Annotated in this window: 25 protein-coding genes; 14 read left to right on the top strand and 11 right to left on the bottom strand. The window is 51.3% G+C overall.

What is annotated here, in order from left to right; all coding sequences use genetic code 11:
* The first annotated feature begins 124 nt into the window (after positions 1-124).
* Positions 125-2,146 carry a methyl-accepting chemotaxis protein gene (locus H1D31_RS01210; RefSeq protein WP_261255263.1) on the top strand — a complete coding sequence of 674 codons (2,022 nt, stop codon included), beginning with the start codon at positions 125-127 and terminating at the stop codon, positions 2,144-2,146.
* Here H1D31_RS01210 and H1D31_RS01215 read toward each other — a convergent pair.
* The 4 genes from H1D31_RS01215 to H1D31_RS01230 are packed head-to-tail and all read right to left on the bottom strand — an operon-like array spanning position 2,143 to position 5,217.
* Positions 2,143-2,964: an NAD(P)H-binding protein gene (locus H1D31_RS01215; protein ID WP_261255264.1), complete on the bottom strand. Its 822-nt coding sequence runs from the start codon at positions 2,962-2,964 to the stop codon at positions 2,143-2,145. The genes H1D31_RS01210 and H1D31_RS01215 overlap by 4 nt on opposite strands.
* A 4-nt stretch (positions 2,965-2,968) precedes the next feature.
* The gene (locus H1D31_RS01220) at positions 2,969-3,871 is read right to left on the bottom strand and encodes a bifunctional GNAT family N-acetyltransferase/hotdog fold thioesterase (RefSeq protein ID WP_261255265.1); all 903 of its coding nucleotides are present in this window, start codon (positions 3,869-3,871) and stop codon (positions 2,969-2,971) included.
* Positions 3,871-4,311 (bottom strand): D-aminoacyl-tRNA deacylase, encoded by a 441-nt coding sequence (gene dtd, locus H1D31_RS01225; RefSeq protein WP_261255267.1) that lies wholly within the window; start codon positions 4,309-4,311, stop codon positions 3,871-3,873. Before dtd ends, H1D31_RS01220 begins: the two co-directional genes overlap by 1 nt.
* Before the next feature lie 3 nt (positions 4,312-4,314).
* Positions 4,315-5,217: a virulence factor BrkB family protein gene (locus H1D31_RS01230; RefSeq protein ID WP_008951157.1), complete on the bottom strand. Its 903-nt coding sequence runs from the start codon at positions 5,215-5,217 to the stop codon at positions 4,315-4,317.
* Positions 5,218-5,409: 192 nt separating this feature from the next.
* Here H1D31_RS01230 and H1D31_RS01235 point away from each other — a divergent pair, with 192 nt between their 5' ends.
* Together H1D31_RS01235 and H1D31_RS01240 are read left to right on the top strand one after the other, a co-directional pair.
* Positions 5,410-5,691, top strand: a complete 282-nt coding sequence (locus tag H1D31_RS01235) for a hypothetical protein (protein ID WP_065955798.1) — start codon at positions 5,410-5,412, stop codon at positions 5,689-5,691.
* A gap of 206 nt (positions 5,692-5,897) precedes the next feature.
* Positions 5,898-6,593 carry a pirin family protein gene (locus H1D31_RS01240; protein WP_261255268.1) on the top strand — a complete coding sequence of 232 codons (696 nt, stop codon included), beginning with the start codon at positions 5,898-5,900 and terminating at the stop codon, positions 6,591-6,593.
* 4 nt (positions 6,594-6,597) lie between these two features.
* On the opposite strand, the gene H1D31_RS01245 is transcribed toward H1D31_RS01240, so the two are convergent.
* A complete protein-coding gene (locus H1D31_RS01245) occupies positions 6,598-7,266 on the bottom strand; it encodes a flagellar brake protein (RefSeq protein ID WP_261255269.1) in 669 nt (222 codons plus the stop codon).
* A 234-nt stretch (positions 7,267-7,500) separates the two neighbouring features.
* Here H1D31_RS01245 and H1D31_RS01250 point away from each other — a divergent pair, with 234 nt between their 5' ends.
* From H1D31_RS01250 to H1D31_RS01260, 3 genes are all read left to right on the top strand, one after another.
* On the top strand, positions 7,501-7,947 hold the full coding sequence (locus H1D31_RS01250) for a DoxX family protein (protein ID WP_008951154.1): 447 nt from the start codon (positions 7,501-7,503) through the stop codon (positions 7,945-7,947).
* 69 nt (positions 7,948-8,016) lie between these two features.
* Positions 8,017-8,898, top strand: coding sequence for a LysR family transcriptional regulator (locus H1D31_RS01255; protein WP_261255270.1), 882 nt, complete (start codon positions 8,017-8,019; stop codon positions 8,896-8,898).
* A gap of 55 nt (positions 8,899-8,953) precedes the next feature.
* Positions 8,954-9,871 carry a pirin family protein gene (locus tag H1D31_RS01260; protein WP_261255271.1) on the top strand — a complete coding sequence of 306 codons (918 nt, stop codon included), beginning with the start codon at positions 8,954-8,956 and terminating at the stop codon, positions 9,869-9,871.
* A gap of 11 nt (positions 9,872-9,882) precedes the next feature.
* Here the strand turns inward: H1D31_RS01260 and H1D31_RS01265 are convergent, their stop codons facing one another.
* From H1D31_RS01265 to H1D31_RS01275, 3 genes are all read right to left on the bottom strand, one after another.
* Positions 9,883-11,253, bottom strand: a complete 1,371-nt coding sequence (locus H1D31_RS01265; RefSeq protein ID WP_261255272.1) for an ATP-binding protein — start codon at positions 11,251-11,253, stop codon at positions 9,883-9,885.
* Positions 11,254-11,289: 36 nt separating this feature from the next.
* Positions 11,290-12,867 (bottom strand): methyl-accepting chemotaxis protein, encoded by a 1,578-nt coding sequence (locus H1D31_RS01270; protein WP_261255274.1) that lies wholly within the window; start codon positions 12,865-12,867, stop codon positions 11,290-11,292.
* Positions 12,868-13,053: 186 nt separating this feature from the next.
* Complete coding sequence (locus H1D31_RS01275; protein ID WP_261255275.1) at positions 13,054-15,252, bottom strand: putative bifunctional diguanylate cyclase/phosphodiesterase; 2,199 nt, start codon at positions 15,250-15,252, stop codon at positions 13,054-13,056.
* A 319-nt stretch (positions 15,253-15,571) separates the two neighbouring features.
* Between H1D31_RS01275 and H1D31_RS01280 the strand changes: the two genes are divergently transcribed.
* Entirely contained in the window at positions 15,572-16,291 is a 720-nt protein-coding gene (locus H1D31_RS01280) for a substrate-binding periplasmic protein (RefSeq protein ID WP_261255276.1), read from the top strand.
* 36 nt (positions 16,292-16,327) lie between these two features.
* Here H1D31_RS01280 and H1D31_RS01285 read toward each other — a convergent pair whose 3' ends face one another.
* Positions 16,328-16,699 carry a DUF1840 domain-containing protein gene (locus H1D31_RS01285; RefSeq protein WP_261255277.1) on the bottom strand — a complete coding sequence of 124 codons (372 nt, stop codon included), beginning with the start codon at positions 16,697-16,699 and terminating at the stop codon, positions 16,328-16,330.
* A gap of 196 nt (positions 16,700-16,895) precedes the next feature.
* Here H1D31_RS01285 and H1D31_RS01290 point away from each other — a divergent pair, with 196 nt between their 5' ends.
* The 5 genes from H1D31_RS01290 (at position 16,896) to H1D31_RS01310 (ending at position 19,864) form a co-directional block, all read left to right on the top strand.
* The gene (locus tag H1D31_RS01290; RefSeq protein WP_261255278.1) at positions 16,896-17,243 is read left to right on the top strand and encodes a hypothetical protein; all 348 of its coding nucleotides are present in this window, start codon (positions 16,896-16,898) and stop codon (positions 17,241-17,243) included.
* 68 nt (positions 17,244-17,311) lie between these two features.
* Entirely contained in the window at positions 17,312-18,145 is an 834-nt protein-coding gene (locus tag H1D31_RS01295; protein ID WP_261255279.1) for a BON domain-containing protein, read from the top strand.
* A gap of 106 nt (positions 18,146-18,251) precedes the next feature.
* A complete protein-coding gene (locus H1D31_RS01300) occupies positions 18,252-18,983 on the top strand; it encodes a GGDEF domain-containing protein (protein ID WP_261255280.1) in 732 nt (243 codons plus the stop codon).
* 108 nt (positions 18,984-19,091) lie between these two features.
* Positions 19,092-19,442 carry a hypothetical protein gene (locus H1D31_RS01305; RefSeq protein WP_261255281.1) on the top strand — a complete coding sequence of 117 codons (351 nt, stop codon included), beginning with the start codon at positions 19,092-19,094 and terminating at the stop codon, positions 19,440-19,442.
* A complete protein-coding gene (locus H1D31_RS01310) occupies positions 19,442-19,864 on the top strand; it encodes a hypothetical protein (protein ID WP_261255282.1) in 423 nt (140 codons plus the stop codon). The genes H1D31_RS01305 and H1D31_RS01310 overlap by 1 nt, the downstream gene beginning before the upstream one ends.
* 247 nt (positions 19,865-20,111) lie before the next feature.
* Here H1D31_RS01310 and H1D31_RS01315 read toward each other — a convergent pair whose 3' ends face one another.
* Both H1D31_RS01315 and H1D31_RS01320 read right to left on the bottom strand, forming a co-directional pair.
* Positions 20,112-20,855: a Crp/Fnr family transcriptional regulator gene (locus H1D31_RS01315; RefSeq protein WP_261255283.1), complete on the bottom strand. Its 744-nt coding sequence runs from the start codon at positions 20,853-20,855 to the stop codon at positions 20,112-20,114.
* Positions 20,856-20,940: 85 nt separating this feature from the next.
* Positions 20,941-21,252, bottom strand: a complete 312-nt coding sequence (locus tag H1D31_RS01320; protein ID WP_261255284.1) for a BON domain-containing protein — start codon at positions 21,250-21,252, stop codon at positions 20,941-20,943.
* Between the two features lie 147 nt (positions 21,253-21,399).
* On the opposite strand from H1D31_RS01320, the gene H1D31_RS01325 reads away from it, so the two are divergent.
* Together H1D31_RS01325 and H1D31_RS01330 are read left to right on the top strand one after the other, a co-directional pair.
* Positions 21,400-21,546: a lmo0937 family membrane protein gene (locus H1D31_RS01325; RefSeq protein ID WP_261255285.1), complete on the top strand. Its 147-nt coding sequence runs from the start codon at positions 21,400-21,402 to the stop codon at positions 21,544-21,546.
* Positions 21,547-21,705: 159 nt separating this feature from the next.
* The gene (locus H1D31_RS01330; protein WP_261255286.1) at positions 21,706-24,501 is read left to right on the top strand and encodes a chemotaxis protein CheB; all 2,796 of its coding nucleotides are present in this window, start codon (positions 21,706-21,708) and stop codon (positions 24,499-24,501) included.
* Positions 24,502-24,609: the final 108 nt, after the last annotated feature.

Raw genomic sequence — 24,609 nt, forward strand, 5'->3', positions numbered from 1 at the left:
TTTTCTCTGTCACTACTGGCTAGACCAGTATCTAAAAACCTGCTAACGTCCTTCTAACGCAAAACGGCGTACCAGACGCTCAAAAATCACTATACTAAAATCTGGCCAGACAGGGGCTTACGCTATGAAGTTAACCGTTGCGCATAAAGTCATTATCGGCTTTGGCTTTATCACCCTCCTATTACTGATCGCCAGTGTATCGGCTCTAAGCAGTTTTCGCAGTGTCACTACCGCCAATACCCAAATGAACGAATTGGCCGTGCCGGCGCAACAACAAAGCAATCAGGCACAGATCCTGTTATTGCAGCTGGCCCGTCTGACCGCGTCCGGCTTTACGGCCGAGCAACAAGCCGATATTGAGCGATATCAGCAGAACTTCAATCAGCAACAACAGGCATTTAATCAATTGTTGAGCCAGTTTCAACAGTTAAATCTGGGCGGTGAGCTGCAGCAAAGTTTGAATAGTGCCACCGAACATGCCAACCGTTACACTGAGGCGTCCAGCACGATGTTTGGCGCCCGCCTGAGCAGTTTACGGCTGCAACAACAGCTGAGTACTGAGCTGGCGCGGCTGGAAACCCTGCTCGATGAAGCTGGCGCCGCCCTGATTGAACTGTCAGAGCTGGAGTTACCGCGTAACCGCCAAACTGCAGAAATTATTGCCGGCACCGCCGGCCGCTTAGACGGTCAGTTGGTTGGTCTGGTGAATACGCTGCGGGAAACTGCAGCCTATAGCGAGTACAGCCAGTTGGAGCGCAATCAGGATAATGTTAGCTTTTCGCTCAGCGATATGCAGGTTAATGTCGATTATCTGGCGCAATTAGCCGAGTCAATTAATACCGATGGCCTGTGGCAGAATTTTGCTATGCACTGGCAGGAGTTAAATGATGCGCTCGGTGCAGAGCCTAATTTACTGACCTTAAAGCAGCAACAACTCAGTGCCTTGCAGCAAGCCCGTAATGCCCTGAATACCGCGGAACAACAAGTCGGGCTGGCGCTGGAACTGCTGGATCAGGTGGTTAACGCAGCCGGGCTGCGCTTTAGCACCCTGCAACAACAAACGTCCGGCGCCCTCAGCTCCGGTAGTACCCGAACCTGGTTTATGATGCTGGTGCTGGTCGTGCTGGCGGCGACCACGGCCTATTTTACTATTAGCGCGATGTTAAAGCCGCTGGCCGGGATTAACCATGTGCTGGGCTATATTGCGCAGGGTGATCTGACACGCAAGCTCCATATCGAACAGCAGGATGAATTTGGCGCCTTGTCGGAAAAGGTCAACAGCCTGATCAGTGCCTTAAGCGGCTTACTGACCAATATCCAGCAAAATGCCACTGCCCTGAGCAGTACGGCGCAGCGCTCGACCACTGCAGTCGGTGAGATCAACCAGTCGCTGCATGCCCAGCAGCAGCAAATCAGTAGCGTAAATCAAATTACTGAGCAACTGGCAGAAAATACCCAGGCGGTTGCAGTCCACGCCGCTGATGCCGGTGAAGCCATGCAGCAGGCCTTGCAGCAAAGCCAGCAAATCAGTCAACTGGCAGGGGCCAACAACCAACGGATCAATAAGCTGGCACAGCAGCTGGTTAGCACCAGCCAGATCATGAATAAGGTCGATGATCAGTCGACCAATATCGGTAGTATCCTGACCACTATCAGCGCCATTGCGGAGCAAACTAACCTGCTGGCACTCAATGCGGCCATTGAAGCGGCACGTGCCGGTGAGCAAGGCCGTGGCTTTGCCGTGGTTGCCGATGAAGTACGCTCACTGGCCGGACGCACTCAGCAGGCCACCAGCGAAATCCGGCAGATGATTGAACACTTGCAGCAACAAAGTCAGCAAGCGGTCGCCGCAGTATTAACCGGTAAACAGGAAGCCGAACAGTGTGTGACGACCATGACGGAACTGGTTGCCTCCCTGACCGCAGTCACAGAGGCGATTTCCGCCACGCTGCGGATCAGCAGTGCCGTCAATCAGGCCAGTCAAAGCCAGCAACAACTCGGACAAGCTATCAACGACCGGATGCACGAAATTGTCGGCCTGGCGCAGCAAAGTGCCACTCAGGCCGAACAAACGATGAGCGAAAGTCAGGAAGTGGCCCGCCTGGCACAACAACTTACTGAGGGCGCGGCCCGGTTTAAAATCTAATTGCAGAACGGTAAAGCGGTGCGGGGATCGGCAAACTGAAAGCTAAAATCCGCATCCTCGATAAAGCGCTGGCTGCACACCTGGCGGGCAGACTCGATCGCCGCGGCACTTAACTCAATACTGGCCGCGGTCAACCCCAGGCTCTCTGCCGCCGCCTGATAGAATTCGGCTTTTGTCACGTGCTGCGGCGCGCTCAGGTTATAACAGGCTGCGGGTAAGGGCCAACGGCTTAAGATCTGCAGCACAGCCGCTGCCACATCGGCACTATGCACCATATTGACCGGCTGCATCGCACCGCTAACGGCTCTGCCCTGAACAAAGCGACCGGGATGCCGGCCCGGCCCCATTAAGCCGGATAAGCGCAAGGTCAGCCAGCGACTCTGCTGTTGCAGTGCCTGCTCACCGGCTGCTAACAAGGCTACCCGAGGCTGAGTCAGTTGCAGCTCGGCCTGTTCGTTAACGACGCCACTGAGCCCCTGATAAATACCGGTTGAACTAATATGGATCCCGCCCTTTAGCCCTGCTGCCTGAGCTAACTGCGCCAGCTGTTGCAGCACCTGCGGATAATCCGAAGTCCCACCTTGCCGGCCACCGGGCGGAATAGTGCAAATTAGCCAGGCATCCTGAAGCAGCGCCAATTGCGCATCAGACCAGGGCGGCTGAAAATCCAGCGCGATACCTTGGATCGGCGCCGGCAAAGCCTCTGCTGAGGCTTGGGTGCGCCGGCTGCCAAAAACCTGATAACCCGCGGCCGCCAGCACCGGCGCAAGTTGTTGCCCCAACCAACCACAGCCAATAATCAGTACTTTTTCTGCCATAAAGTTACTCCGGCAATACCGCATATAAGCCGCTAAACTCGGCGCAAAGCTCACCCTCAGCAAACAGCTGGACACTGATTTGCTGTTTTACCCGCTTGCCTGCGGCTAATGGCGTTAGATCACCAGATACGGCCGCAACTTTACACACTGCGGTGGGTTGGCTGCGAATGGGTTTCAGGTAGCGGATATTGGCATCGGCCAGCACCTGTGCGCCATGCAGGCCCAGACTCTGTAACTGTAAATACAGCATGCCCCAGCCAGTTAACGTCGCCAGCGTATAGATACTGCCGGCGAACATGGTCTGGTGCAGATTAATATTGGGTGGCAGCGGCGCCGTGCATTGCAGCTGATAACCATCACATTGTTCGATCTGCAGTTGCATATAGGCACTAAGCGGAATAGTGCTGTGCCAGGTTTGTTGCAGACTTTGGCACCATTGTTGCCAGTCTGCAGAACTTCCGGCCAAACAGAGTTGTTTTTGCATCCGTTGATGCGTAATACCAAACTGGGTCGGCGCTGCTGCAACGACCCGATACCCCTGACGCTGATAAAACGCCAGCGCGCTGTCACGAGCGTTTAGTACGATATATTTCATCCCCAGCTGCACGGCCTGTTGCTCCAGCGCCTGTAAAATGCGGCTACCGGCGCCTTTGCCCTGCCATGACTCAGCGACCGCCATATAGCGGACCTGAGCAGTGTCATTATCAACTTGATGTAAACGCCCGACAGCCGCGACCTGCCCTTGTGGACCCAGTAGCATCTGATGAAAGCTGCTTTGCTCCAAATCATCCCGCTCTGAACCCTGCGGTTGCTGCCAGGGTGCTCGCAGCACCTGCCAACGCAGCTGATAATAGGCCTGCCACTGTGCCGGAGTTTGCGGACTAACCAGGGTTAAGGTTTTTGCCATTAGCGGCTCTCCAGCATAAAAGTAACGGGGCCGTCATTAGTCAGACTAACCTGCATATCGGCCGCAAACTGGCCGGTCGCAACCTTAAGCCCCAGCTCACGGCAGTAAGTACAAAACGCCTGATAATATTGCTCGGCCAGCGCCGGTGCGGCTGCGGGCGTAAAGCTTGGGCGTAACCCGGATTGAGTATCCGCCGCCAGGGTAAATTGTGACACCACCAGTAAGGCACCACCTGCCTGCTGTACATTCAGGTTCATCTTACCGTTGTCATCACTAAATACCCGGTAACGGCAAACTTTCTCTGCCGATTTTCGCAGATCGGCGTCGCTATCCCCGGCTTCAACCGCCAATAACACCAACAAACCCCGGTCGATTGCGCCAACAGTGGTGCCGGCGACCTCAACTTTAGCCTGGCTGACTCTTTGAATTAATGCTTTCATTGACTACTCTGTTTCAGCTGCAACTGATTTGTCCGCACGCTGTGGCACCGGACAAACTTCATCTTCCCGACACTCCCCCGCCTCCCGCTGTTGCAGCAAGGCGGTGAGTTCTGCTCCCAGCAATACCACCATCCAGGATAAATGGATCCAGACAAACAGGATAGGTAACAGCGCCAGGGCACCATAAATCGTCTGATAGGTCGGAAAGTTTGTGACATAAAAGGCAAAGCCCCGCTTGGACAACTCAAACAACACCATCGCCAGTAAGGCGCCCCAAAGTGCATGTTTAACCCGGACTTTAAGGTTGGGCACAACCAGATATAAAATAAAAAAGGCTGCCAGTGACATCAGATAAGGCACCACACCCAGCACCAGGGTTGAGAAACCCGGCGTATAGTCGTCCGCGAAGGTACTTAGCCTGACCAGATAAGAGGTTACGCCAATCGACAACCCAAACAGGATGGGGCCCAACGTCAGAATCATCCAGTAAATTGAAAACGAGATTATTAAACGTGGCCGGCTGGTGACGCGCCAGATTTTATTTAGCGTTTTATCAATATTGTGAATAAGCAATAAGGCAAAAAACACCAGCGCCAGAATGCCGATCGCCGTCATACCGCCGGTATTACCGATAAAACGCGTAATATAAGCCTGGATCTCTTCACCGCGGGAAGGGATTACATTGGCGTAAATAACAGACTCCAGGTTCGCCTGAAACTCGGCAAACATCGGAAAAGCACTTAACATTGAAAACATCACGGTGACCAGCGGCACCAAAGACAGTAAGGTGACATAAGCCAGATATCCACCAATCATTGAGATCTGATCTTGTTGACACCGTTGCCAGTAAGCCTGCGTAAATTCCTTGGTTTGTTGCCAATAGTTACGCCACTCGGAAATCTGCATCCCGCCCTCGCTTTCCCCATCCACGTCAGCGCTAAGGATAACGGAAAACCGCTTTGCAAACTACTTTGTGCCGCTTACCAAAGGCAGCAAGCCAAAATTGTAATAATTTGTAAAAAAACCGCATCTAATGCTGCAAAAGCCAGCTTGATAGGCTAAGGTAGCACGGATTTTAACCAAAAAAGGAAATTCCACATGAAATTAGCTGCTCTGGCATTCGCTGGTCTGATGGCGCTGATGATGAGTGGTTGTGCCTCAACGGACGAGAATCGTTCTGCGCGCCAATCCACATCTCAAACCATCGTTAATGAAAAAGGTGAAGTGACGCATGTCTGTCACAATGAAAAATCAACAGGCTCGCGCGTCGGCAACAGAGTGTGCCGCTCAGTTGAGCAGACAGAGCGTGATCGCGATGCAGCCCGTGCTGAAGCAGCCCGGATGCAACGCAGCGGTATGAAAGCACCGATTGGCGGCTAACCTTACCTATGACGGCCAGCTTCTGGCCGTCAGCTCCCTGTAAGCCCTGAAACACCTACCCTCAGCCTCTGCAAAAACAATTCTACTAATAAGAACATTTAATCAAATTTTATCCGATATATTCGTTTAATGGTGCAGGTTACACTGACCAAGTCGAGTCGGCGGTGCCTAAGGTCAGCTGACACCTTAAACCAGCGGAGGTATCTATGTTTGAAATTATTCGCGCCAACGAACGTGGACGCGCCCACTTTGGCTGGCTAAAAAGCCAGCATACGTTTTCCTTTGGCGATTACTATAATCCGCAGCAAATGGGATTCTCGGCGCTGCGCGTGATTAACGATGATGAAGTCGCGCCCGGGGCGGGTTTTAGCACCCATGGGCATCGCAATATGGAAATTATCAGCTATGTGCTGCAAGGACAAATTGCCCATAAGGACTCAGCGGGTAATGAGGAGATTTTACCGGCTGGCGAATTTCAGCTAATGAGTGCCGGTAAAGGTATTTACCATAGTGAATATAACGCCAGCAAAACGGCGCCACTGAAGTTTCTACAGATCTGGATCGAGCCAAACCAGTTTGATGGCGCCCCGGGCTATCAGCAAAAGGATTTTGGCCGGCAGCCTGGCTTAACCTGGGTCATCACCCCGGATGGCAGAGATGGCACTTTAACCATCAAGCAGGATGCGGCGCTGGCACAGCTGCTACTGGCGGAAAACGACAGCGTGGACTTTCCGCTGCAAGCAGGTCGGGCTTATTATTTGCATCTGATCCAGGGGGAGCTGACTCTCGCCGGGTTAACACTACAACCGGGCGACGGTTTAAAAATTGCGGCCATGGACCAGTTACAGGGCTTGGCTGCGAAAGGGCCCGTACTGGCTTTATGGTTTGATCTACCAGGCTAAGCAGTTAGTGGTCTTTGGATAGCTGCATCAGCTTTTGCAGTGATCCCTCAGACAAAGGTGTATTAAACTCTAATCCTAAACGCAATTCGCCTTTTGGCCTGGCACTGCGCTTAATCACTGCAGCAACTGCCGGCAAACCTGCCGGCAGTTTCAATATCAGGGTTTCGCCGCGTCCCAGCATAGGATTAGCATCCATAATAGATACGAGTCCCCCTTTGGCTGACAGATCTAACAAGGTTGAGCTCAGCACACCATGCTCAGCATTCTCCAACTGCACCGGAATATGCACCGGATTGCGGTTATCGGCGCGAAGCGACAAATACTGTGCAACCATTGGATAACGGATAATCAACATCCGCTGCGGCTGGCTTACCACATTTAATAACTCAGATTTGAACGCATAGATCCGGCCTTGCTCGGCCTCCACCACAAAGCGGCAAATCATCCCGGTGTTATGTGACAGCATCTGCTTCGGCAGCACCGGTTCCGAACTGGGAAGTCGCAGGATCAGATACTGCTTTTTCTCATACCCCACTAACTCGGCACGTAAACGCACACCGGAATTGACCAGCAGCTGTAGCTCTATCCGGAGCCCCAGAGTAAAGGTCTGCCAAAAGGCTGAGTTCTGTTCTATCTCATCCAGATTTACCGAGCCTTTATTATCCAGTTTCATCCATAGCTCTCCGCTAGCCCATCATCACTCGCTATTAGTTTACCAGCAATACTAAGCAAGCCCTATACCACTACAGTCGTCGCAAGCAGAATTACCACAATTCTTTAAATTCGAACATTATGTATAAATATATCCTATTTTAAGAAACAAACATTGCGACTATAGTTATCTCAACGACAGCAGTTATCGTCGGCAACCTAAGATATCGTACTTTAAATATTCGAGGACACTAAGATGAGCAAAGCAAAACAGTTATTCCAACAGATTACCCAAACCAACGCTGGCTGGGACGCCCTGGCATTACGGGTACCAGTGGGCATTATCTTCGCCGCCCATGGCGCACAAAAGCTTTTTGGCTGGTTTGGCGGCTACGGCCTGGAAGGGACCGGCGCCTGGATGGACAGCATCGGCTTAAGCCCAGGCGTGCTAATGGCCTTTTTAGCTGGCGCGGCAGAATTTTTCGGTGGGCTGGCGTTAATTCTGGGCTTACTAACGCGGCCAGCGGCTGCCGCCCTGGCCTTTGCCATGCTGATTGCAATCTTTAGCGTGCATTTTGAAAACGGCCTCTTTATGAGTAACAATGGCTATGAGTTTGGCTTAGCACTACTGGCTGCCAGTGTGTCACTGTTGTTTAGCGGTGCCGGTAAAATCTCCCTGGACCGCTGGTTAAGTCGCAAGTAATAAAACTCAGCCAGTCTGTCGGTAACGACAGACTGGCTCTCGCTTTTTCCGTTCTCACAGGAGTATAAGATGGCACGTTCAACACTGGAGCAATGGCGGATGTTTAAGGCTGTCGCTGAACATGGTGGTTTTCATCAGGCAGCTGAAGTGGTTTATAAAAGTCAGTCTACTATTCATCATGCAGTGCACAAGCTGGAGCAAACGCTGGATGTGCAATTATTTCAGGTTGAAGGCCGTAAGACAGTACTGACTGCTGCGGGTGAACAGCTACTCAGACGAATTAACTTTCTGCTGACCGAAGCCGAGCGGATGGAAAATGTCGCACTGAATTTAAAAGCCGGCGTTGAATCCAGGCTCAGTATTGCGGTGGATGAAGCCTTTCCGCGCGACGTGCTGTATCAAACACTGGCGGCCGTGTCGGCAGAGTATCCGCTGATCCGCATTGAGCTGCTGGAAACTATCCTATCTGGTGCCAACGAGTTACTCAGTCAGGGTAAAGCAGAAATAGCGGTCTCGCCTTTTACACTGCCGGATAATCTGAGCGAAGATCTGTGCCAGATTGAATTTGTTGCTGTCGCCGGGCCTCAGCATCCGCTGACGCAGCCGCGGCGGGAACTTACGCTGGAGGAGCTAAAAAACTGCCGGCAAATTGTGCTGCGCGATTCAGCACAGCAGCAAAAGAAGGATGTTGGTTGGCTTGGTTCAGAACAACGCTGGACGGTCAGTCATGTTGCAACGTCAATCGAATTATTACGTAAAAACCTGGGCTTTGCCTGGTTGCCACGCCATGCGGTGCAACCCTTTCTCGACAATGGTGAGCTGCTGCCATTGCAGTTACCCCGGGGCAGTAGCCGTACCTTTACGTTTTATCTGAACTTTAACGATGCCGATACGCTGGGGCCGGTGGCACGCAGCTTTATCGGGCATCTACGCTATCTGACAAGCTTGTAGTTATGACCAATGTCGCCTAGGCTGGGTAAAACTACGATACCAAGGGAGACTTTTGATGAGTAATGAACAGTTACAAGTCGACGCCGAATGTGAACTGGGACAAAGCTGTCCGGGCATCGCCCTGATTATTGATCCTAAACCTAAAGATCTCGGTGGCTTTACTGTACGCCGCTGTTTACCGGTGCGCGAACAACGTAATGTCGGGCCCTGGATCTTTTTTGATGAAATGGGGCCTGCGCAATTTTCCGCCGGTAGCGGCGTCAATGTCAGGCCACATCCGCATATCAATCTGGCAACGGTAACCTATCTGTTTGCCGGTGAAATTCTACACCGCGATTCGGTTGGCAGTTATCAGCCAATTCAGCCCGGGGATATTAACCTGATGGTGGCCGGGCGTGGTATCGTGCATTCCGAGCGCGAGCGACCAGAGATCCAGCGGCAGCCCCACACTTTGCATGGCTTACAACTCTGGCTGGCGCTACCGGAAGCCGACGAAGAATGTGAACCTGCGTTTTATCATTATCCTGCCGCTCAGATCCCGACGCTGGAATTGGCGGGCGTGCCGGTGCGGGTAATGATTGGTTCCGCTTATGGTGTCACTTCTCCGGTAAAAACCTTTTTTGAAACCCTGTATTTGGAAGCACGGCTACAACAGGGACAGAGCCTTAAACTACCTAATGTTACCGAACGGGCGCTGTACCTGACCCGTGGTGAGTTGGAGCTCAACGGCACCGTGCTTAAAGCACGGCAATTGGTGGTATTACATCCTGGCGCTGAACTTGAAGTTAAGGCGCTTAGCGAGTGTCAGCTGGCATTAATTGGCGGCGAGAGCATTAGTAAACGCTATATCGAGTGGAATTTCGTTTCCAGTCGCAAAGAGCGGATTGAGCAAGCGAAAGCCGACTGGCAGGCCGGCCGCTTCGCCAAGGTGACCGGCGACGAGGAAGAGTTTATTCCTTTACCGGGTAGCTAAGCACAAGCAGGCTACAAATTGCCTAAGGTTAAACTAAACCGGGTACCATGACCCGGTTTAGACACCAGGCTTAAGTCACCCCGCAAATTCTTTTGTACAATGTTGTACACGATCGACAGTCCAAGTCCGGTGCCTCCCCGACCACGCCGGGTGGTAAAAAAAGGCTCGAAAATCCGGGGCTGATGATCATGTGGTATGCCACAGCCATTATCTGTTAGCTGCAGCTGTAGACGGCCGTCATCCAGAGCCTGCGTCTCCACCCGGATCTGCGCTGAAGCATTCGCTGGAGGCGTTTCAAAAGCATGGATACAGGCATTAGTCACCAGGTTGGTTAACACCTGCGCAATCGCCCCCGGATATGAATACAATATTAGGCCGCTGTTTAGAGCCAGCTCGAGCTGCACATTATGTTGCTTACAGAACGGCTGTAAAGTTTGTAATACCGCCTGGATATAATCATCAATCGCAAACTGATGTAACTCATAGTGCGATTGATCAACCGCACTTTGTTTAAACTGGCGAATAAGCTCAGCAGCACGGTGCAGGTTACGCTCAACTAAGGCAGAAGAATGCTGTAGCTCAGCTAATGTTTGCTCTAGCTGCGTCTTACCGAGAATACCAGCGCGCACACTGTCCGCCAAAGCCGACAACAGATAACTACAGTGTGAGATGCCAGTCAGGCCGATGCCGACCGGCGTATTCACTTCATGTGCAATACCAGCAACCAAATTGCCCAGCGACGCCATTTTCTCCGATTCAATCAAATGTTGCTGGGTTTGCTTCAGCTGATCTAAGGTTTTCTGTAAATGCGCGGTCCGTTCATTGACCAGACTTTCCAACCGCTCATTGGCATGTTCCAGTTGCTGTTGATAGCGTTGTCGTTCTGCGGCGGCCATGACCCGACCATACAGATCTGACAACACGCCAACAAAGCCGGCATCCTCTTCACTCCAATCCCGGTAGTGCCCGGTCTGCTCACAGCAAATGATACCGATCACCTCACCCTGATAGCGTAACGGCACATCAAGCATCGACCAGATATCAAGCGGAATAAGATAGGATTCAGCAAATTCGCGGGTTGCGTTATCGTTACGAGCGTCTTTGGCATTAATCACCCGCTTTTTATCCAACGCCGCGAAGTATTGCGGAAACTGCTGCCGCGTTAACGCAGGTAACTCATCCACACTCAGCTCTTTCGGGCAAATTTGCTGGCAATGCATTGCATCCCGCTTAACATCGTATAGCCAGATACTGGCGCGAGCGATGTCTAAACCATCCAGACATCGCTGCAAAATAGCACTTTCAGCCTGCTCCTTGTTACCACTATCCAATAGCGGATCCATCGATAGTGACAGCAGCAAATTATCCTGTAGTTCTTTCATCTAACCTGTTCCAACCCCAGACTAGCTCCTATCGGCCTAGGCCACCTTAAAGCGGGCCGCAACCTGCTGGAGATCATTGCCAAGCTGACTCAGGTTAGAGCTGGCCATCGCTGTCTGTTCACTGGCAACAGCAGACTGCTCAGCCACATCACGGATACTAAAAATACTGCGGTTAATCTGCTCTGCCACCGTACTTTGTTGTAATGCTGCGGCCGCAATTTGCTGATTCATCGCCTGAATGCTCTGCACGGCCTTGCTGATCGTTTCGATGGCATCGCTGACATTATCGGCACTCCCCAGGGTATGTTCGGCCAAGCCAGCACTTTTATCCATATTAGCAACCGCGCTTTCGGCTTTTTGCTGTAAATCGCTGATTAACTTCTCAATTTGACCGGTTGACTCCTGCGTTCTAAATGCCAGCGCCCGTACTTCGTCGGCAACAACGGAGAAGCCACGTCCGGCATCGCCGGCCCGCGCGGCTTCAATGGCCGCATTGAGTGCCAGCAAATTAGTTTGATCGGCAATGCTTTTAATTACGTCCAATACGGCACCAATATTGCTGCTTTGCTGTTTTAACTCACTGATCGCCTGCGCAGAATTCGCTACCTCATGCGCCAGGGTCTTTATTTGGTGAATGGTTTGACTCACTACCTGCTCGCCAAGCTGCGCCTGGGTTGCTGATTCTGTTGCAGCACTGGAAGCTTCTTCAGCATTTTTTGCCACATCCTGAACCGTCGTCGCCATTTCGTTCATCGCGGTGGCAACCTGCTCCGTTTCGGCTTTCTGTTGGCTGACGCCAGCCGCATTTTGCTCAGAAATGGCGGCCATTTCTTCTGTTGCCGCAGCAAGCTGGGCGATACCTGAGGTCAGGTTATGTAGTAAGTCACGTAAGCTTAACGTCATTTGTTGCATCGCTTTCATTAACTGGCCCGGCTCATCCAGCCGGTCGGTCGGCAGATTTGCCGTAAGATCGCCGGCAGCAATTTGTTCTGCCACTCCCACTGCGCGTTTGAGAGGTACCACTACCATTGATGTAATTACTAACGCCGCTGCAATACCAATTAAAATGGCTAATAGCGCAGCCAGTAAAATGGTACGCTCTACCTGCGTGACCTGTTGTTCCAAATTATTCAATTGATTGGCGACCGAATCTGTTCCTGCCTGATCGGCTGCCCGGGCGGCTTGCTCCATTTGCTCTTGCAGCTGGTTAGACTCAGCCGAGCCCGGCTCAGCCGCAGCCAGGCGGGATAAGGCTTGTTGGTATGTATCAATATGCTGCAACATCTGTTGCATTAGTTGCCGGCTGCGCTCGGTACTAAATTGCGCCAGGCTTTGCTCGCCCAGCTTTTTGGCATCGGCGGCCAGTGTAACCGCACGCTGGTAATACTGACGGTCCTGGCGCAGCAGAAAGTTTTTCTCCTGCTGCCGGGCTTCACTGATCAGTAAGTTGGTTTCACTGACATTGGCAACTAACTGAAAACGGCTGCTTAAATTCTCCAGCGCGTTATAACTTAGCCAGGAAATCAGCACCAGAATAAACAGGATGGCGCCAAAACCGCTAAATAGCTTGCTCCGGACACTAAGGTCTTGCATAAATTTGGTAAAGGCAGACATGTAATAATTCCTATTCTTTTGTTTTATCTTTATTTTTCGCCAGGAACTACAGGCGAAACCTCAGTATATAAGCTAAGGTTGAAATAGCAAGCGAAGTTGGGAACGCCGACTTACTGTTAAAAAAAGTATAGCCTGCCAGAGGCAACACGGTGAGATTATCGAACCAGAAGTCACGCAATGTCGGGGTCAACGCCGTGCTGCCAGCCAGGATTCCAACTGAGCAACTGGCATTGGCCGGGCAATACCATACCCCTGACCATAACGGTAGCCAATCTCCAGTAATTTCTGAGTATGAGCGCTCGTTTCGACGCCTTCGGCAATGGTATTTAACTGAAAACTTTCAGCTAACAGACGCACACCTTGCAGGATCGCCAGATCATCCGCATCGGTCAGGACATCGCGAACAAAACTTTGATCCAGTTTTAAGGTACTGATAGGTAATCGCTTCAGATATGACAATGAAGAGTAGCCGGTACCAAAATCATCCAGCGAAAAACTGACGCCCAATGCGGCGCAAGCCAGCATGGTCTGAGAGACATGCTGAAAGTCCTGCAAGGCACTGGTTTCAACAATTTCTAATTCCAGACATTTCAGTGAAACCTGCGGAAACTCCGTCGCCAGTTGCGTGAGTTGCTGCGAAAAATCCGGCTGTTGTAAATGATTGGCGGCAATATTGACCGAAATCGGCAAACTTCGTCCCTGCTGCTGCCAGAGCGCAAGCTGGGTTAAGGCCTGGCGCAGTACCCAGTTTCCAAGCGTAATACCAAGCGGATGTTGCTCAATCAGCGGTAAAAAAGTCCCTGGCGCCAACAAGCCCAATTCCGGGTGCTGCCAGCGGATCAAGGCTTCGACACCGATACAGTGACCGCTTTGTAAATCCACTTTTGGCTGATAATACAACTCAAACTGATTTTGCTCTAAGCCGAGCTGAATCGCCTGCAGGCGTTGATGCAGATCTCTGGCCTGCAGATCGGCCGCCAGATCAAAATAGTGAATACGGTTTTTACCCGCCTGCTTGGCCAGATACATTGCCTGATCAGCCTGTCGTAGCAGTTGTTCCGGCTCAACAGCCAGCTGCTGTGGATAAAAACTTACCCCGATACTGGCCGATAGCTGCGAGCTAACGCCATCAATCAGAACTGGCGTTGCCATCGCATCCAACGCTTGCTGCAATACCGCCGAACAATCGGAATTATGCTCAAGCCCGGTCAGTAATAACACAAACTCATCACCGCTGATCCGCGATACCAGGCTGCCCGCAGTAGCCTGTTCGCTGAGACGCCGGCTTAGCTCTAGTAATACCCTGTCGCCATGCGGATGGCCAAGTTGATCATTTACCGCTTTAAAACCATCCAAGTCGATAAAAGCCAATGCCAGACTTTGTTGCTGCTGGGTGGCTTGTTGCATCGCCTGTTGCAGTCGTTCAGCCAGTAAAAAACGGTTGGGCAGGCCGGTAAGAGGATCATAATGTGCCAGTTGCTGTAGCCGCTGCTGTGCAGACTGACGATTTTGTTCAAGCTGGGCGAGTCGCTGCTGCGTATGACTTAACCAACCGAGTACAGTGTTAGTATCTTGCTCGGCCAAAGGCGCCGGCTGCGTAAAAACTCCCTGCCCCAATTGTTCGATACGACGGTAGATCTCTGTTACCGGTGCGCCCAGAACGGCACGCTCCCGCTGCTTAAAGCGCCAGAGTAACCACAGTAACATTACGCCCAGCAACACAAATAATGCCCGCAGTAACCTGGCCTGCCGCTCAGCAGCGATGACTGCAGCATCAGTACGTTGCCGCATCAGGCTATATAGCTGGTCGATCGGTTGCATAATGCCGGCTTTGGCCTGGTGATAGGCGGTATCATGCAGCATCCGCAGCGCTTGCTCCCTCAGCATTGGCTCACCGCTGGCGACCAAGCGCATCGCTTCCTGCTCAATCTGGGTCAGGGCGTCCGAAGCCTGTTTCGCCGACACCAGTTGCGACAGCTCGGACTCGGTAAAGCCAGCTTCTCGCATTAAGTCCAGTAGTGCCACCGCCTTGGCCGTCGATCGGGGACGGCGATCAGTTTCGTCTACCAGATCCCAGTAGATATGGTGATAGTCGACCGGACGCGGTAAGTCGCCATTGCGGATGGCAAAAATTTCGTTAAAGTAGCGCCGGTAACGCTCATCCCCGGTTACCGCATAAGTCCGTACCATACGGGTTAAATCATCAGAAGATTGCCGTAACTCATCGGCCAGCAGGAAGGACTGTAGCCGTTGCTGATGCGCCAGCTCGATATCACGCTCGGCATCAACATAAAGCCGGAAACTGATGACAAACAATACCAATACCAGCAAGGCAACAGCCAGATGTAATTCAAATGCGAGAGGTAAACCAAGTTTGCGCTTCAACCAAAACTCCCGAATGGCTGTGACGGCCTATTATACTTTGCTAATTTGAGCTTAGCATAGGCGACAACCGGCTTCACTGACTATTGCTGACACCTAAATCAAAGTACGGTAGCAAATGACAACAGGTTTAATCTCAGCTGGCGTTACAGAAAACTACGGAAGATGTTTGTCCTGCTGCAAAAGCAGTATGCCATGCCGAGCCGCAACCCGCTTGTTTTTTAAACAGATCGTGCTATGTTATAAAACGCAGCGGTATTCATCTGAGGTGTTGGTGCGCAGCTTCCTACCGGTTATTTTATTTCTGCTAACAAGTAGTAGCTTGGCAGTCGCCGAGCGTACAACGGTGAGAGCTATTGTCAGCGCCTCCAATGCCCCTCCTTATGCCCTTTTTGACGAAAGCGGTAGTCTCAGCGCAGGGATTAGCAAAGATATTCTGGATGAGCTTAGCAAACGCAGCGAGTTGAACTGGCAATATCTTCCTTTACCGCGCGGCCGTGTTGAACAATGGCTGCTGCGCGACGATGCTGATATCGCCTGCTTTTTAAACCCGGCCTGGGTTGAGCAGCCTGAGCAACTGCTATGGAGCCCGGCACTTTTCACCACGCAGCAGGTTATCGTTAGACGTAGCACCAGCCCGGCTATTCAAACTATTACCGACCTGTTTGGTAAGCGCCTGGGCACCGATCGGGGCTTTAGTTATCCGGAGCTCGATGCGATCTTCGCACAACGCTTAGCGGTACGCGATGACGCCTCTTCACTGCAAATCAATCTGAGCCGATTGCAGAAACAACGGCTGGATGCCGTTTTAACGGTAGATCTGGCTTATCTTTATCATCAGCAACAATATCCCAGCGAAGGTTTACAAGCGGACCCATTATGGGCAGAGCCAGCCAATGTATATTGTGCGTTAAATCAGCATCAACCAGAGCTAACGGCACGCTTGCTGCTGACGTTGCAGCAAATGGTCGCTGACGGCAGCGTTGATAAAATCATAAAACGCTACCGGCAAGCCGAATCTAAGCCTGTGGCTATTAAATAAGTGCGATTGACTAAAATAAAATTAAACATCAGCTCTTTAGTCTTTAACCTGCCACATGACATAGGTTTTTTCTTTTGCTGCTGCATTAAGCAATAACAAAAAAGGCTGTGCCCTGGTTGATAACGGCACAGCTTCTTCAATTTCATCTACTGCTTTGTCTTGATCTACTACTTCAGTTCCCTGCCCGGCACTATCTTGCTGTTGCAGCAGTTGTGCCTGAGCCTCTAACTCCTGACGTTGCGCTTCAACCAAACCGGTTTTGAAATTGGTCAAAGCGGCAACGACATCTTCGGCATAAATCGCCCCTGGTATTGCCTGGCTAAAACCCAGAAGTTTAATAAAAAAACGGGCATGATCCTCAAACAGGCTAACATCGCCGCTGGCTGGGCTACTAAAGGTTACTAACATAGCTTAGGCTCCTAAGATGCTTTGATAATCGTGCTCAGCTAAGACAACAGCTGCACTGCGCTACTAGCAGTATGGCAGCTGTATAACTTTTAACCACCTTATGCGCGCTGGCGTACCGAACTTATCCATAGCATCGTCCAAACTCTGTACTTAATCGGCACAATAGTGTGCTGATTTAACGAAGCCAGAGGTTCTTATGACAACACGTACCCCAACAACACCCAACACCGGGCAAGATATGGCCCGCAACGCAACCAATACTGCTGCAACGACAGAAAAAACCAAGCAAGACAACAAAACAGCTATTAATGCAGCCGATGGCATTACCACTAAACCAATGCAAGCCAACCCGACTAACAAACCCAAGTGGCCTCAGCAAATTAAGTCGGCGAAAAGCCAGTGGAACAAACTGAGCGAGGCTGAACTGTTAAAAGTGGATGGCGATCCACAGCAGCTGGCCGCCTTAATTCAGAAACATTATGGTCTAAGCCCTGATGTGGCTAAAGAACAGGCTAAAAGCTTTATGCAAAAGCAAACCGCCTGAAATAAAGCACCGCTGGTGCAGTAAAACTACTGTGCCAGCTTATTCGTTAACGACAGGAAGCTACTATCATGAAGATTTTACCTGCAAAACTGCTGTTAGTATCCGCCATGGCACTGGCACTAAGCTGCACTGCGGTTTACGCAGACGACAAAGTCAGTGCACAGGAGGCATTAAATAATGCCCGCCAGGAAGCCCAAATCCATACCACCTTCGCATTAAGTCCTTATTTGCGCGCCCATGACCTCAAGGTACAGGTGCGGGATGGCAAAGCCGTTCTTAGCGGATATGTTGCAGAAGAAGTTAATAAGGAGTTGGCCGGCGCCATCGCATCAGGAGTCGAGGGAGTGAAAAGCCTGGACAACCAAATTGTCGTTGATGCCAACTATCAACAGCCAAATCGTGGCAAGCAGCGTGGCTATGGTGAGGTGGTGTCCGATGCCTCAATTAATGCCGCCATTAAATCCAAACTTATCTGGAGCAAGTACGCCGATGGTATGGATCTGACAGTAACCACCGAAGATGGCCATGTGGTATTGGCGGGTAATGTGGCTACTGCCGAAACCAAGCAATTGGCAGAAAAACTGGCCCGTGACACCCATGGCGTCCGCTCAGTGAAGAACCAACTGAAAATCAGTGACAAAGCCGTCAATGGCAGTAATTACCGTAACGCCGATGCCGCCTCCGGCACCATGATGGCAGACAGTTGGATCACCACTAAAGTGAAATCCAGTCTGCTCTATTCGCGCAATGTCTCCGGTTTTGACATTGGCGTGAATACCGACAAGGGCATCGTTACGCTGGATGGCACTGTTAGCAGTGGCGCGGAAAAAGCTTTAGCAACCGAGCTGGCACACAATATCCGCGGCGTTAAAAGCGTCGACGCCAGTAAAGTTATTTTTTAATCCTTTATTTCAGGCTGGTTTACCAGCCTGGAGCAATTTATAACCAAGGCGGCGGGAAGATGCCGCCTGTATCATTTGCGCTATTTATGCCGGGGGAACCAACGCTATGACTAAGCCATTTAGTGTCGAGCAGAAATTTACGCATACTGCCGTGTTGCAATTACAGCTGAATAATACTCAGATTGATCTAACACAACTAAGATGTGAGCTATTACTGCAAAAAGAGCACTTTTGCCGTCGTGAGCAGCATTTTCAATATAATTATCAGGTGCTTTGTTTAACCTTAATGCAAAGTGCCGGTTTGTTACAATATAGCCAACAACGTTTGGCCGAAGCCACGCGCTGTGGTCAATATGACGCCCTAACGCAAACCCTTACCCGCAGCATTATGCAGGATCGCATTAGTCACGCCATCGAGGTCGCCAACCGTCAGCACGGCCAGTTTGCGCTATTGTTTATCGATTTAGACCACTTCAAACCGATTAATGATACCTATGGTCACGCCGCCGGCGACGCGGTGTTACAACAACTTAGCCAACGCTTAAGCACAGCGATCCGCAGCAGCGATGCATTAAGCCGTCATGGTGGTGATGAGTTTTTATTGTTGCTGGCAGATACCGCCAGCCCTCGCGCTGCACAGCGGTTTGCCGGTAAAATCTTACAACTGCTTAAAGCACCTTATGCGATAAATGGCTATCAGCTCAATATCAGTGCCAGTATTGGTATTGCCTATTTCCCAGACGATGGCAATACCGCTACAACCTTAATCAATCAGGCCGATGCGGCCATGTATCATGCCAAACAACAAGGTGGCAGCCGTATTTGTCTGGCACTTTAATTATTTCAGGCTAAGCGCGCTGGCGCACCGACTCCGCCGCAGCAAACTGTAATACTTTGCCATGGAGTGCGGCAATCCTGTGGTACTCCCCTCCCGAAGGAACTAAAGATGGACAAGCCAACTGAAACGACCAAAGCTTTTAACTTTTTTAATCGTGGCGTTGAAACCGCCAGTGACAGTGTGCACAAAGCCATTGACAAAGCGAATCATGCCGCCAGCCCGATAATAGACAATCTGACTGATAGCGCCCACCATACGGTAGATCAGTTGGCAAATGGCGCCACCGATGCCGCAGATGCAATCAGCCATAAAGGCGAACAATTACATCACTTACAACAACAACTGTCTGCTGGTGTCCGTACCCAGGTGCGCAAGCATCCACTGCTGATGGTTAGTCTGGCAGTAGCGGGCGGCGCCTTACTGGGATTATGGTTTAGCCATAAGAGCGACAAAAACTAATGGCGACATCGCTAGAAGACACCGCCGCTGCGGCGGTGCCTGGGAGCGCTGAGCAGCCTCTATCTGAGCTGGCACGTTGGTGGCAGCAATCCGGTACTTTAGTTAATGATGAACTGGAAATCGTTGCTTTGGAAGGTGAGCGCGTCGCCAGCAGCCTGGTAAGTTTGCTGCTATATAACCTGTTAACCGGCTTACTGGCACTCAGTTTGTGGTTTAGTGCCCTGGGTTTAGTGGTTTGGTATCTGTTTAGCCTAACCCGAAGCGTACCATTGGCTTTAGCCTGGTCGATGCTAGCTAACCTTTGCGCCTTTTGGTGGTTAATCCGACGTTGCCGGTATTACAGTGCATTACTTAGCTTTCCGGCCACACGACAAAGTTTGCGGCAGTTATTTTGTCCTGCCAGAGATGATGACCATGTATGAACAGGCGTTAAACCAACGTTTAAGTACCTTACTTCAACAGCAAGTTAGCGAACGCCAGCGCTGGTCGCAGCAAACCAACACGCTACAACAGCGGCTGCGGGCAAAATTAACCTCACCACAGGTATTAGTCTGCAGCGCGTTGTTTGGGGTTTTGTTAACCTGGCCACCATCGGACGCAGCAAAGGCCGCCTCAAAAACCGGAAGGTGGCGGCAAGCATGGCACCAGCTACTGACTATAGCAGAAGCCTTAGCGCATTAGCCGGTCTGTTTCAGCCTTCACCACCGCATAACATTCGCAGCATAACTGCTCTAGTTTAGCCCGGTTGGTTACCAGAATATGACCGCGGCTATAATCAATCACGCCTTGTTTATGTAAGCGCCCTGCGGCCTCAGTGACACCCTCGCGCCTTACACCCAGCATATTGGCGATCAGCTCCTGCGTCATCACTACATGATTATCCGGTAGGCGGTCCAGCGATAACAGCAACCAGCGACATAGCTGTTGCTCAATATTATGATGCCGATTACACACCGCAGTTTGTGCCATCTGGGTAATCAGCGCCTGGGTGTAACGCAGTAACAGCAGCATCAACTCACCATGCCGGTTAAACTCTTCAGTTAAGCGGTTGCGCAACAAACGATAGGCAAAACCGGCACTTTGTATCACAGCCCGGTTGGTGGTACTGTCCCCCCCCATAAACAACGACACACCGACTAAACCGTCGAAACCTACCACCGAAATTTCGGCCGAAGCGCCGCTTTCCAGCACATAAAGTAACGAAACGATGCAATCCAGCGGGAAATAGACATAGCGCAGCGTTTCACCAGATTCATATAACACCCGACCCAGCGGTAACTCGACCAGTTCCAGATGTGGAAATAGCCGCTGTTGCACCTCGGGAGACAAAGTATTTAACAATTGATTTTGAAGCGGTTGATGGATACCAGCAAACCCTACTGGGTTACTGCACGGCAGAAGGGAAGCTGGCATTGACCTGTTCCTTTAGGTTTTAGTAAAGTCCTGATTATAGTCACTAGTGTGAAGATCTTTGTACGTTAGGCCACATATCCAAAAATTACTTTAATTGCATCGTATTTTTGACTGAGGTAACACCGGTAACTGCCCAAGCTAAGCGAACAGCAATATCCATATCCCTGCGTGAACTAACAAAGCCACTGAGTTGCACCTCGCCTTTGAAGGTTTCGACATTGATTTCACTGACCTTCAAACTGGGCTCATTAAAGATCGCCGCCTTTACTTTGGTGGTGATCACGGTATCGTCAATATATTCGCCGGTGCTTTCACGCTTACTGGAAGCTCCGCAACCGGTTAATTGTAAGGCAAACAGGCATAAAAAAAATACTGCATAAATATTGCGCGTAGTCATAAGCTGGCTCCTGCCGATCTGCAACCCGAGCTGAGTTACCCGCTAAGCATATTACGAGAATTAGTGGCTGACTGTGCGCCAGCGCACGGAAAGCTAACAGTTCGCAGACTAAGCTGTTGTAACACGCATACAGACAGGCAGCATACCATGTTAGAAACCATCATTATCTTACTGATTATTCTGTGGGCACTGGGCTTAATGTCATCTTACACCTTTGGTGGCGTTATTCATTTACTGTTGGTGATTGCCTTAGTGGTATTGGCTGTGCGGGTGATTCGCGGTCGCAGGGTATAGCAAAATACCGATTGCGCCGGATCTCACATCACGCTGGTACGCTGTTGTAACCCGGCCGGTGGCTGCCTCACCTTTGCTGTATCTGCGGCTTCCGATTCGGCCTATACTAGGGCACGCTTTCCGATTAATGTGCTGTAGGTTGTGATGCCTGATATCCCGGTGAAAACAGAGCTCGTGTTCCCCTTGCGCCAACTGGCAGAACAACAGTTGCGTGAGGGGAGCGCGAATTTTGATCTCGCCTTTACCGCCAGTGCCGATGCTTTAGGCGCCTTATACCAACTTAGCAGTAATGCTCAGACCGCCAGTAGCGGTCTGAAATTACTACATGAATTACAAACCTATCAGGTAGAACTGGAGCTGCAGCAGGCTCAGCTACAACAACAAACTGATGCGCAAGCTGCAAACCACGAACCCGGGCAGCCTGCACTCCCCGACCAACCGCAACCCCTGCGCATTGTTGCTATTGGTGCTTCAGCCGGGGGCTTACAGGCATTAGAACAATTTTTGCTGCGTACCCCGCCGGACAGTGGGCTAGCCTGGATAGTGGTACAACATTTAGATCCTGGTCAAAAGGCGTTGCTGGCCGAACTGCTGCAAAGAGTGACCTCGATGCCAGTCAAGGTGGCGACTCAGGGTATGGCGGTGCGAGCCAATCAGATCTATGTGATCCCACCTAATAGCGAACTACGGCTGCTAAAGGGCAAATTGCAGCTGACTAAACCCGCCGAACCGCGCGGCCGGCGCCTGCCGGTTGATATTTTATTTCGCTCTTTGGCCGAAGATCAGGCCGAGCGAGCGGTCGCGGTGATTTTATCCGGAATGGGCCAGGATGGTACCTTAGGTGTAGCGGCGGTAAAGGCCGCCGGCGGCTTAACGGCAGCGCAACTACCGGATGATGCCCAGTTTAATTCAATGCCGGCGACTGCCATTGCCAGTGGCCAGATAGATCTGGTAGCTACTGCGGCAGCACTACCGGATAAGATTCTAATGCAACTGCAGCACAGCCAGGTTACTCTGCCCCCACAAAAAGCGTTACAAGACGTCGCACCCAGCGCCACGCCACTGCAACGTATTATCAGCCGGCTGCAACAGCAAACCCGCCACGATTTTTCATCATATAAACTGAGCACTCTGCAACGGCGGATTGAACGGCGGATGGCGATCCACGGCTGCACGGCGCTGCAGGATTATGCCGCATTGCTTGAACAGCAACCGCAAGAGGTGGCGTTATTGTTTAAAGAGCTGCTCATTGGTGTGACCAGTTTCTTTCGGGACGGACCAGTGTGGCAGTATCTGAGTGTTGAGATCCTGCCACTACTACTGCAACAAGCCAGTGAGCAACCGCTCAGAGCCTGGTGCCTCGGCTGCTCTACCGGCGAAGAAGCCTATTCGCTGGCACTGGCGTTTTGTCAGCTGCAGGCCGAACAACCACAATATCAGCAGACCAGATTACAAATTTTTGCCAGCGACATTAGCCCGGATGCCATAGCTGTTGCCCGGCGTGGTCAGTATCCGCTATCGCAAATCTCTGCGCTAAGCCTGGAGCAACAAGCTTTTTTTGTCCGGCACGACAGCTATTATCAGATCAGCCAAAGCATCCGCGATATGGTACTGTTTGCTGAACATGATGCCATTCTGGATCCGCCCTTTACCCGGCAAGATCTGATCATCTGCCGCAATGTGCTGATTTATTTTGATGCCGCACTACAGCGTAAACTGCTGCCACTGCTGCATTACAGCTTGAAGCCACAAGGCGTGTTACTGCTTGGCAGTTCAGAAACCATAGGCCCCTATCGGGAATTATTTCAGCCACTACAGGCTAAACTGCGCTTTTATCAGCGCCGGGAGCCGGCGTTAGCGCACCGCCGTAAGCTGCCACTGCAGGCCTTTCCACCCTTATCGACCCTAGCCAAGGAGTATCCGGTGACCTCGAGTAACTCACCTTCCCCGCAACCTGATAATTTGCAACATGCCGCCGATCAGGTGTTATTACAAGTTTATGCCCCGGCAGCGGTACTGCTTAATGCGGCTGCCGATATTGTCTATATCAGCGGCCGTACCGGTAAATACCTGGAGCCGGCTGCCGGCAAGGCGAACTGGAATTTTCATGCTATGGTACGTGAAGAATTAAGAGCACCACTGGCACTGGCGTTACAGCAACTGGCCGCGCAACAAACTGAGAGCAAGCCTCTAACCTTACATCAATTGCCGCTGGGTAGCGGTGAGCAGCTGCGCTATCTTGATGTCACCCTGCAACGGTTACAAGCACCGGCAATTTTGCAGGGTATGACGATGATTGTGTTCCGGGAACTGCCGGCACAGCTACAACTATCAGAGACGGCTCTACCCTTCTCACTGACTGCAATACAGCAACAGTTTAGCGATGAAATTCAGGCATTACGGGAAGAAGCCCGCAGCTCGAAAGAGGCGCTTCAATCGACGAATGAAGAATTGCAGTCGGCCAACGAAGAGCTGCAATCGACTAACGAAGAACTAACAACCTCAAAAGAGGAAATGCAGTCGATGAATGAGGAGTTGCAAACCATCAACACCGAACTGCAAACCAAACTGGACGATTTGGCACTGGCGCAAAGTGATTTACAAAATACGCTGAATAGTGTCGAAATTGCGATTTTGTTTCTGGACCAACAGCTGAATGTTCGCCGCTATACTGACCGTGCCGCGCGGATTATCAATTTGCGGGAAAGTGATTTAGGCCGGCCATTAAGCGATCTTACCAGCTGCTTGCAGTATCCGCAGTTACATGACGATGCAGCCGAAACCTTGCGCACGCTAAAATTCTGTGAAAAACAGATCGCCACCACTGATAAGCGCTGGTTTTCGGTAAGGATCATGCCCTACCGCCGGTTGGACAATCTGATTGATGGCGTGGTGATTACCATGGTCGATATCACCGCGACCAAACAACTGGAAGCGGCATTGCGTGAGCAATGAGACGACTTTCGGGGGCCGGGGAACGTTTTTATTGCACCGGCCTGAGCTTTGTCAGGCGCTCAACAGCATTCTGCTGATAGCGAAAGTGCCATAGTGCCATAGTGCCAT

Source organism: Alishewanella sp. BS5-314 (assembly GCF_025377695.1).
In the GTDB taxonomy this organism is placed as follows: domain Bacteria; phylum Pseudomonadota; class Gammaproteobacteria; order Enterobacterales; family Alteromonadaceae; genus Alishewanella; species Alishewanella aestuarii.

What these genes read in the sequence shown, in the direction of transcription:
- H1D31_RS01235 (WP_065955798.1), top strand. Translation starts at nt 5,410, where the DNA reads ATGAAATTAGCTGCTCTGGCATTCGCTGGTCTGATGGCGCTGATGATG.
- H1D31_RS01315 (WP_261255283.1), bottom strand. Translation starts at nt 20,855, where the DNA reads ATGCCAGCTTCCCTTCTGCCGTGCAGTAACCCAGTAGGGTTTGCTGGT.
- H1D31_RS01270 (WP_261255274.1), bottom strand. Translation starts at nt 12,867, where the DNA reads ATGTCTGCCTTTACCAAATTTATGCAAGACCTTAGTGTCCGGAGCAAG.
- dtd (WP_261255267.1), bottom strand. Translation starts at nt 4,311, where the DNA reads ATGAAAGCATTAATTCAAAGAGTCAGCCAGGCTAAAGTTGAGGTCGCC.
- H1D31_RS01325 (WP_261255285.1), top strand. Translation starts at nt 21,400, where the DNA reads ATGTTAGAAACCATCATTATCTTACTGATTATTCTGTGGGCACTGGGC.
- H1D31_RS01320 (WP_261255284.1), bottom strand. Translation starts at nt 21,252, where the DNA reads ATGACTACGCGCAATATTTATGCAGTATTTTTTTTATGCCTGTTTGCC.
- H1D31_RS01295 (WP_261255279.1), top strand. Translation starts at nt 17,312, where the DNA reads ATGAAGATTTTACCTGCAAAACTGCTGTTAGTATCCGCCATGGCACTG.
- H1D31_RS01215 (WP_261255264.1), bottom strand. Translation starts at nt 2,964, where the DNA reads ATGGCAGAAAAAGTACTGATTATTGGCTGTGGTTGGTTGGGGCAACAA.
- H1D31_RS01230 (WP_008951157.1), bottom strand. Translation starts at nt 5,217, where the DNA reads ATGCAGATTTCCGAGTGGCGTAACTATTGGCAACAAACCAAGGAATTT.
- H1D31_RS01255 (WP_261255270.1), top strand. Translation starts at nt 8,017, where the DNA reads ATGGCACGTTCAACACTGGAGCAATGGCGGATGTTTAAGGCTGTCGCT.
- H1D31_RS01310 (WP_261255282.1), top strand. Translation starts at nt 19,442, where the DNA reads ATGGCGACATCGCTAGAAGACACCGCCGCTGCGGCGGTGCCTGGGAGC.
- H1D31_RS01290 (WP_261255278.1), top strand. Translation starts at nt 16,896, where the DNA reads ATGACAACACGTACCCCAACAACACCCAACACCGGGCAAGATATGGCC.
- H1D31_RS01305 (WP_261255281.1), top strand. Translation starts at nt 19,092, where the DNA reads ATGGACAAGCCAACTGAAACGACCAAAGCTTTTAACTTTTTTAATCGT.
- H1D31_RS01220 (WP_261255265.1), bottom strand. Translation starts at nt 3,871, where the DNA reads ATGGCAAAAACCTTAACCCTGGTTAGTCCGCAAACTCCGGCACAGTGG.
- H1D31_RS01245 (WP_261255269.1), bottom strand. Translation starts at nt 7,266, where the DNA reads ATGAAACTGGATAATAAAGGCTCGGTAAATCTGGATGAGATAGAACAG.
- H1D31_RS01210 (WP_261255263.1), top strand. Translation starts at nt 125, where the DNA reads ATGAAGTTAACCGTTGCGCATAAAGTCATTATCGGCTTTGGCTTTATC.
- H1D31_RS01240 (WP_261255268.1), top strand. Translation starts at nt 5,898, where the DNA reads ATGTTTGAAATTATTCGCGCCAACGAACGTGGACGCGCCCACTTTGGC.
- H1D31_RS01250 (WP_008951154.1), top strand. Translation starts at nt 7,501, where the DNA reads ATGAGCAAAGCAAAACAGTTATTCCAACAGATTACCCAAACCAACGCT.
- H1D31_RS01300 (WP_261255280.1), top strand. Translation starts at nt 18,252, where the DNA reads ATGACTAAGCCATTTAGTGTCGAGCAGAAATTTACGCATACTGCCGTG.
- H1D31_RS01265 (WP_261255272.1), bottom strand. Translation starts at nt 11,253, where the DNA reads ATGAAAGAACTACAGGATAATTTGCTGCTGTCACTATCGATGGATCCG.
- H1D31_RS01260 (WP_261255271.1), top strand. Translation starts at nt 8,954, where the DNA reads ATGAGTAATGAACAGTTACAAGTCGACGCCGAATGTGAACTGGGACAA.
- H1D31_RS01285 (WP_261255277.1), bottom strand. Translation starts at nt 16,699, where the DNA reads ATGTTAGTAACCTTTAGTAGCCCAGCCAGCGGCGATGTTAGCCTGTTT.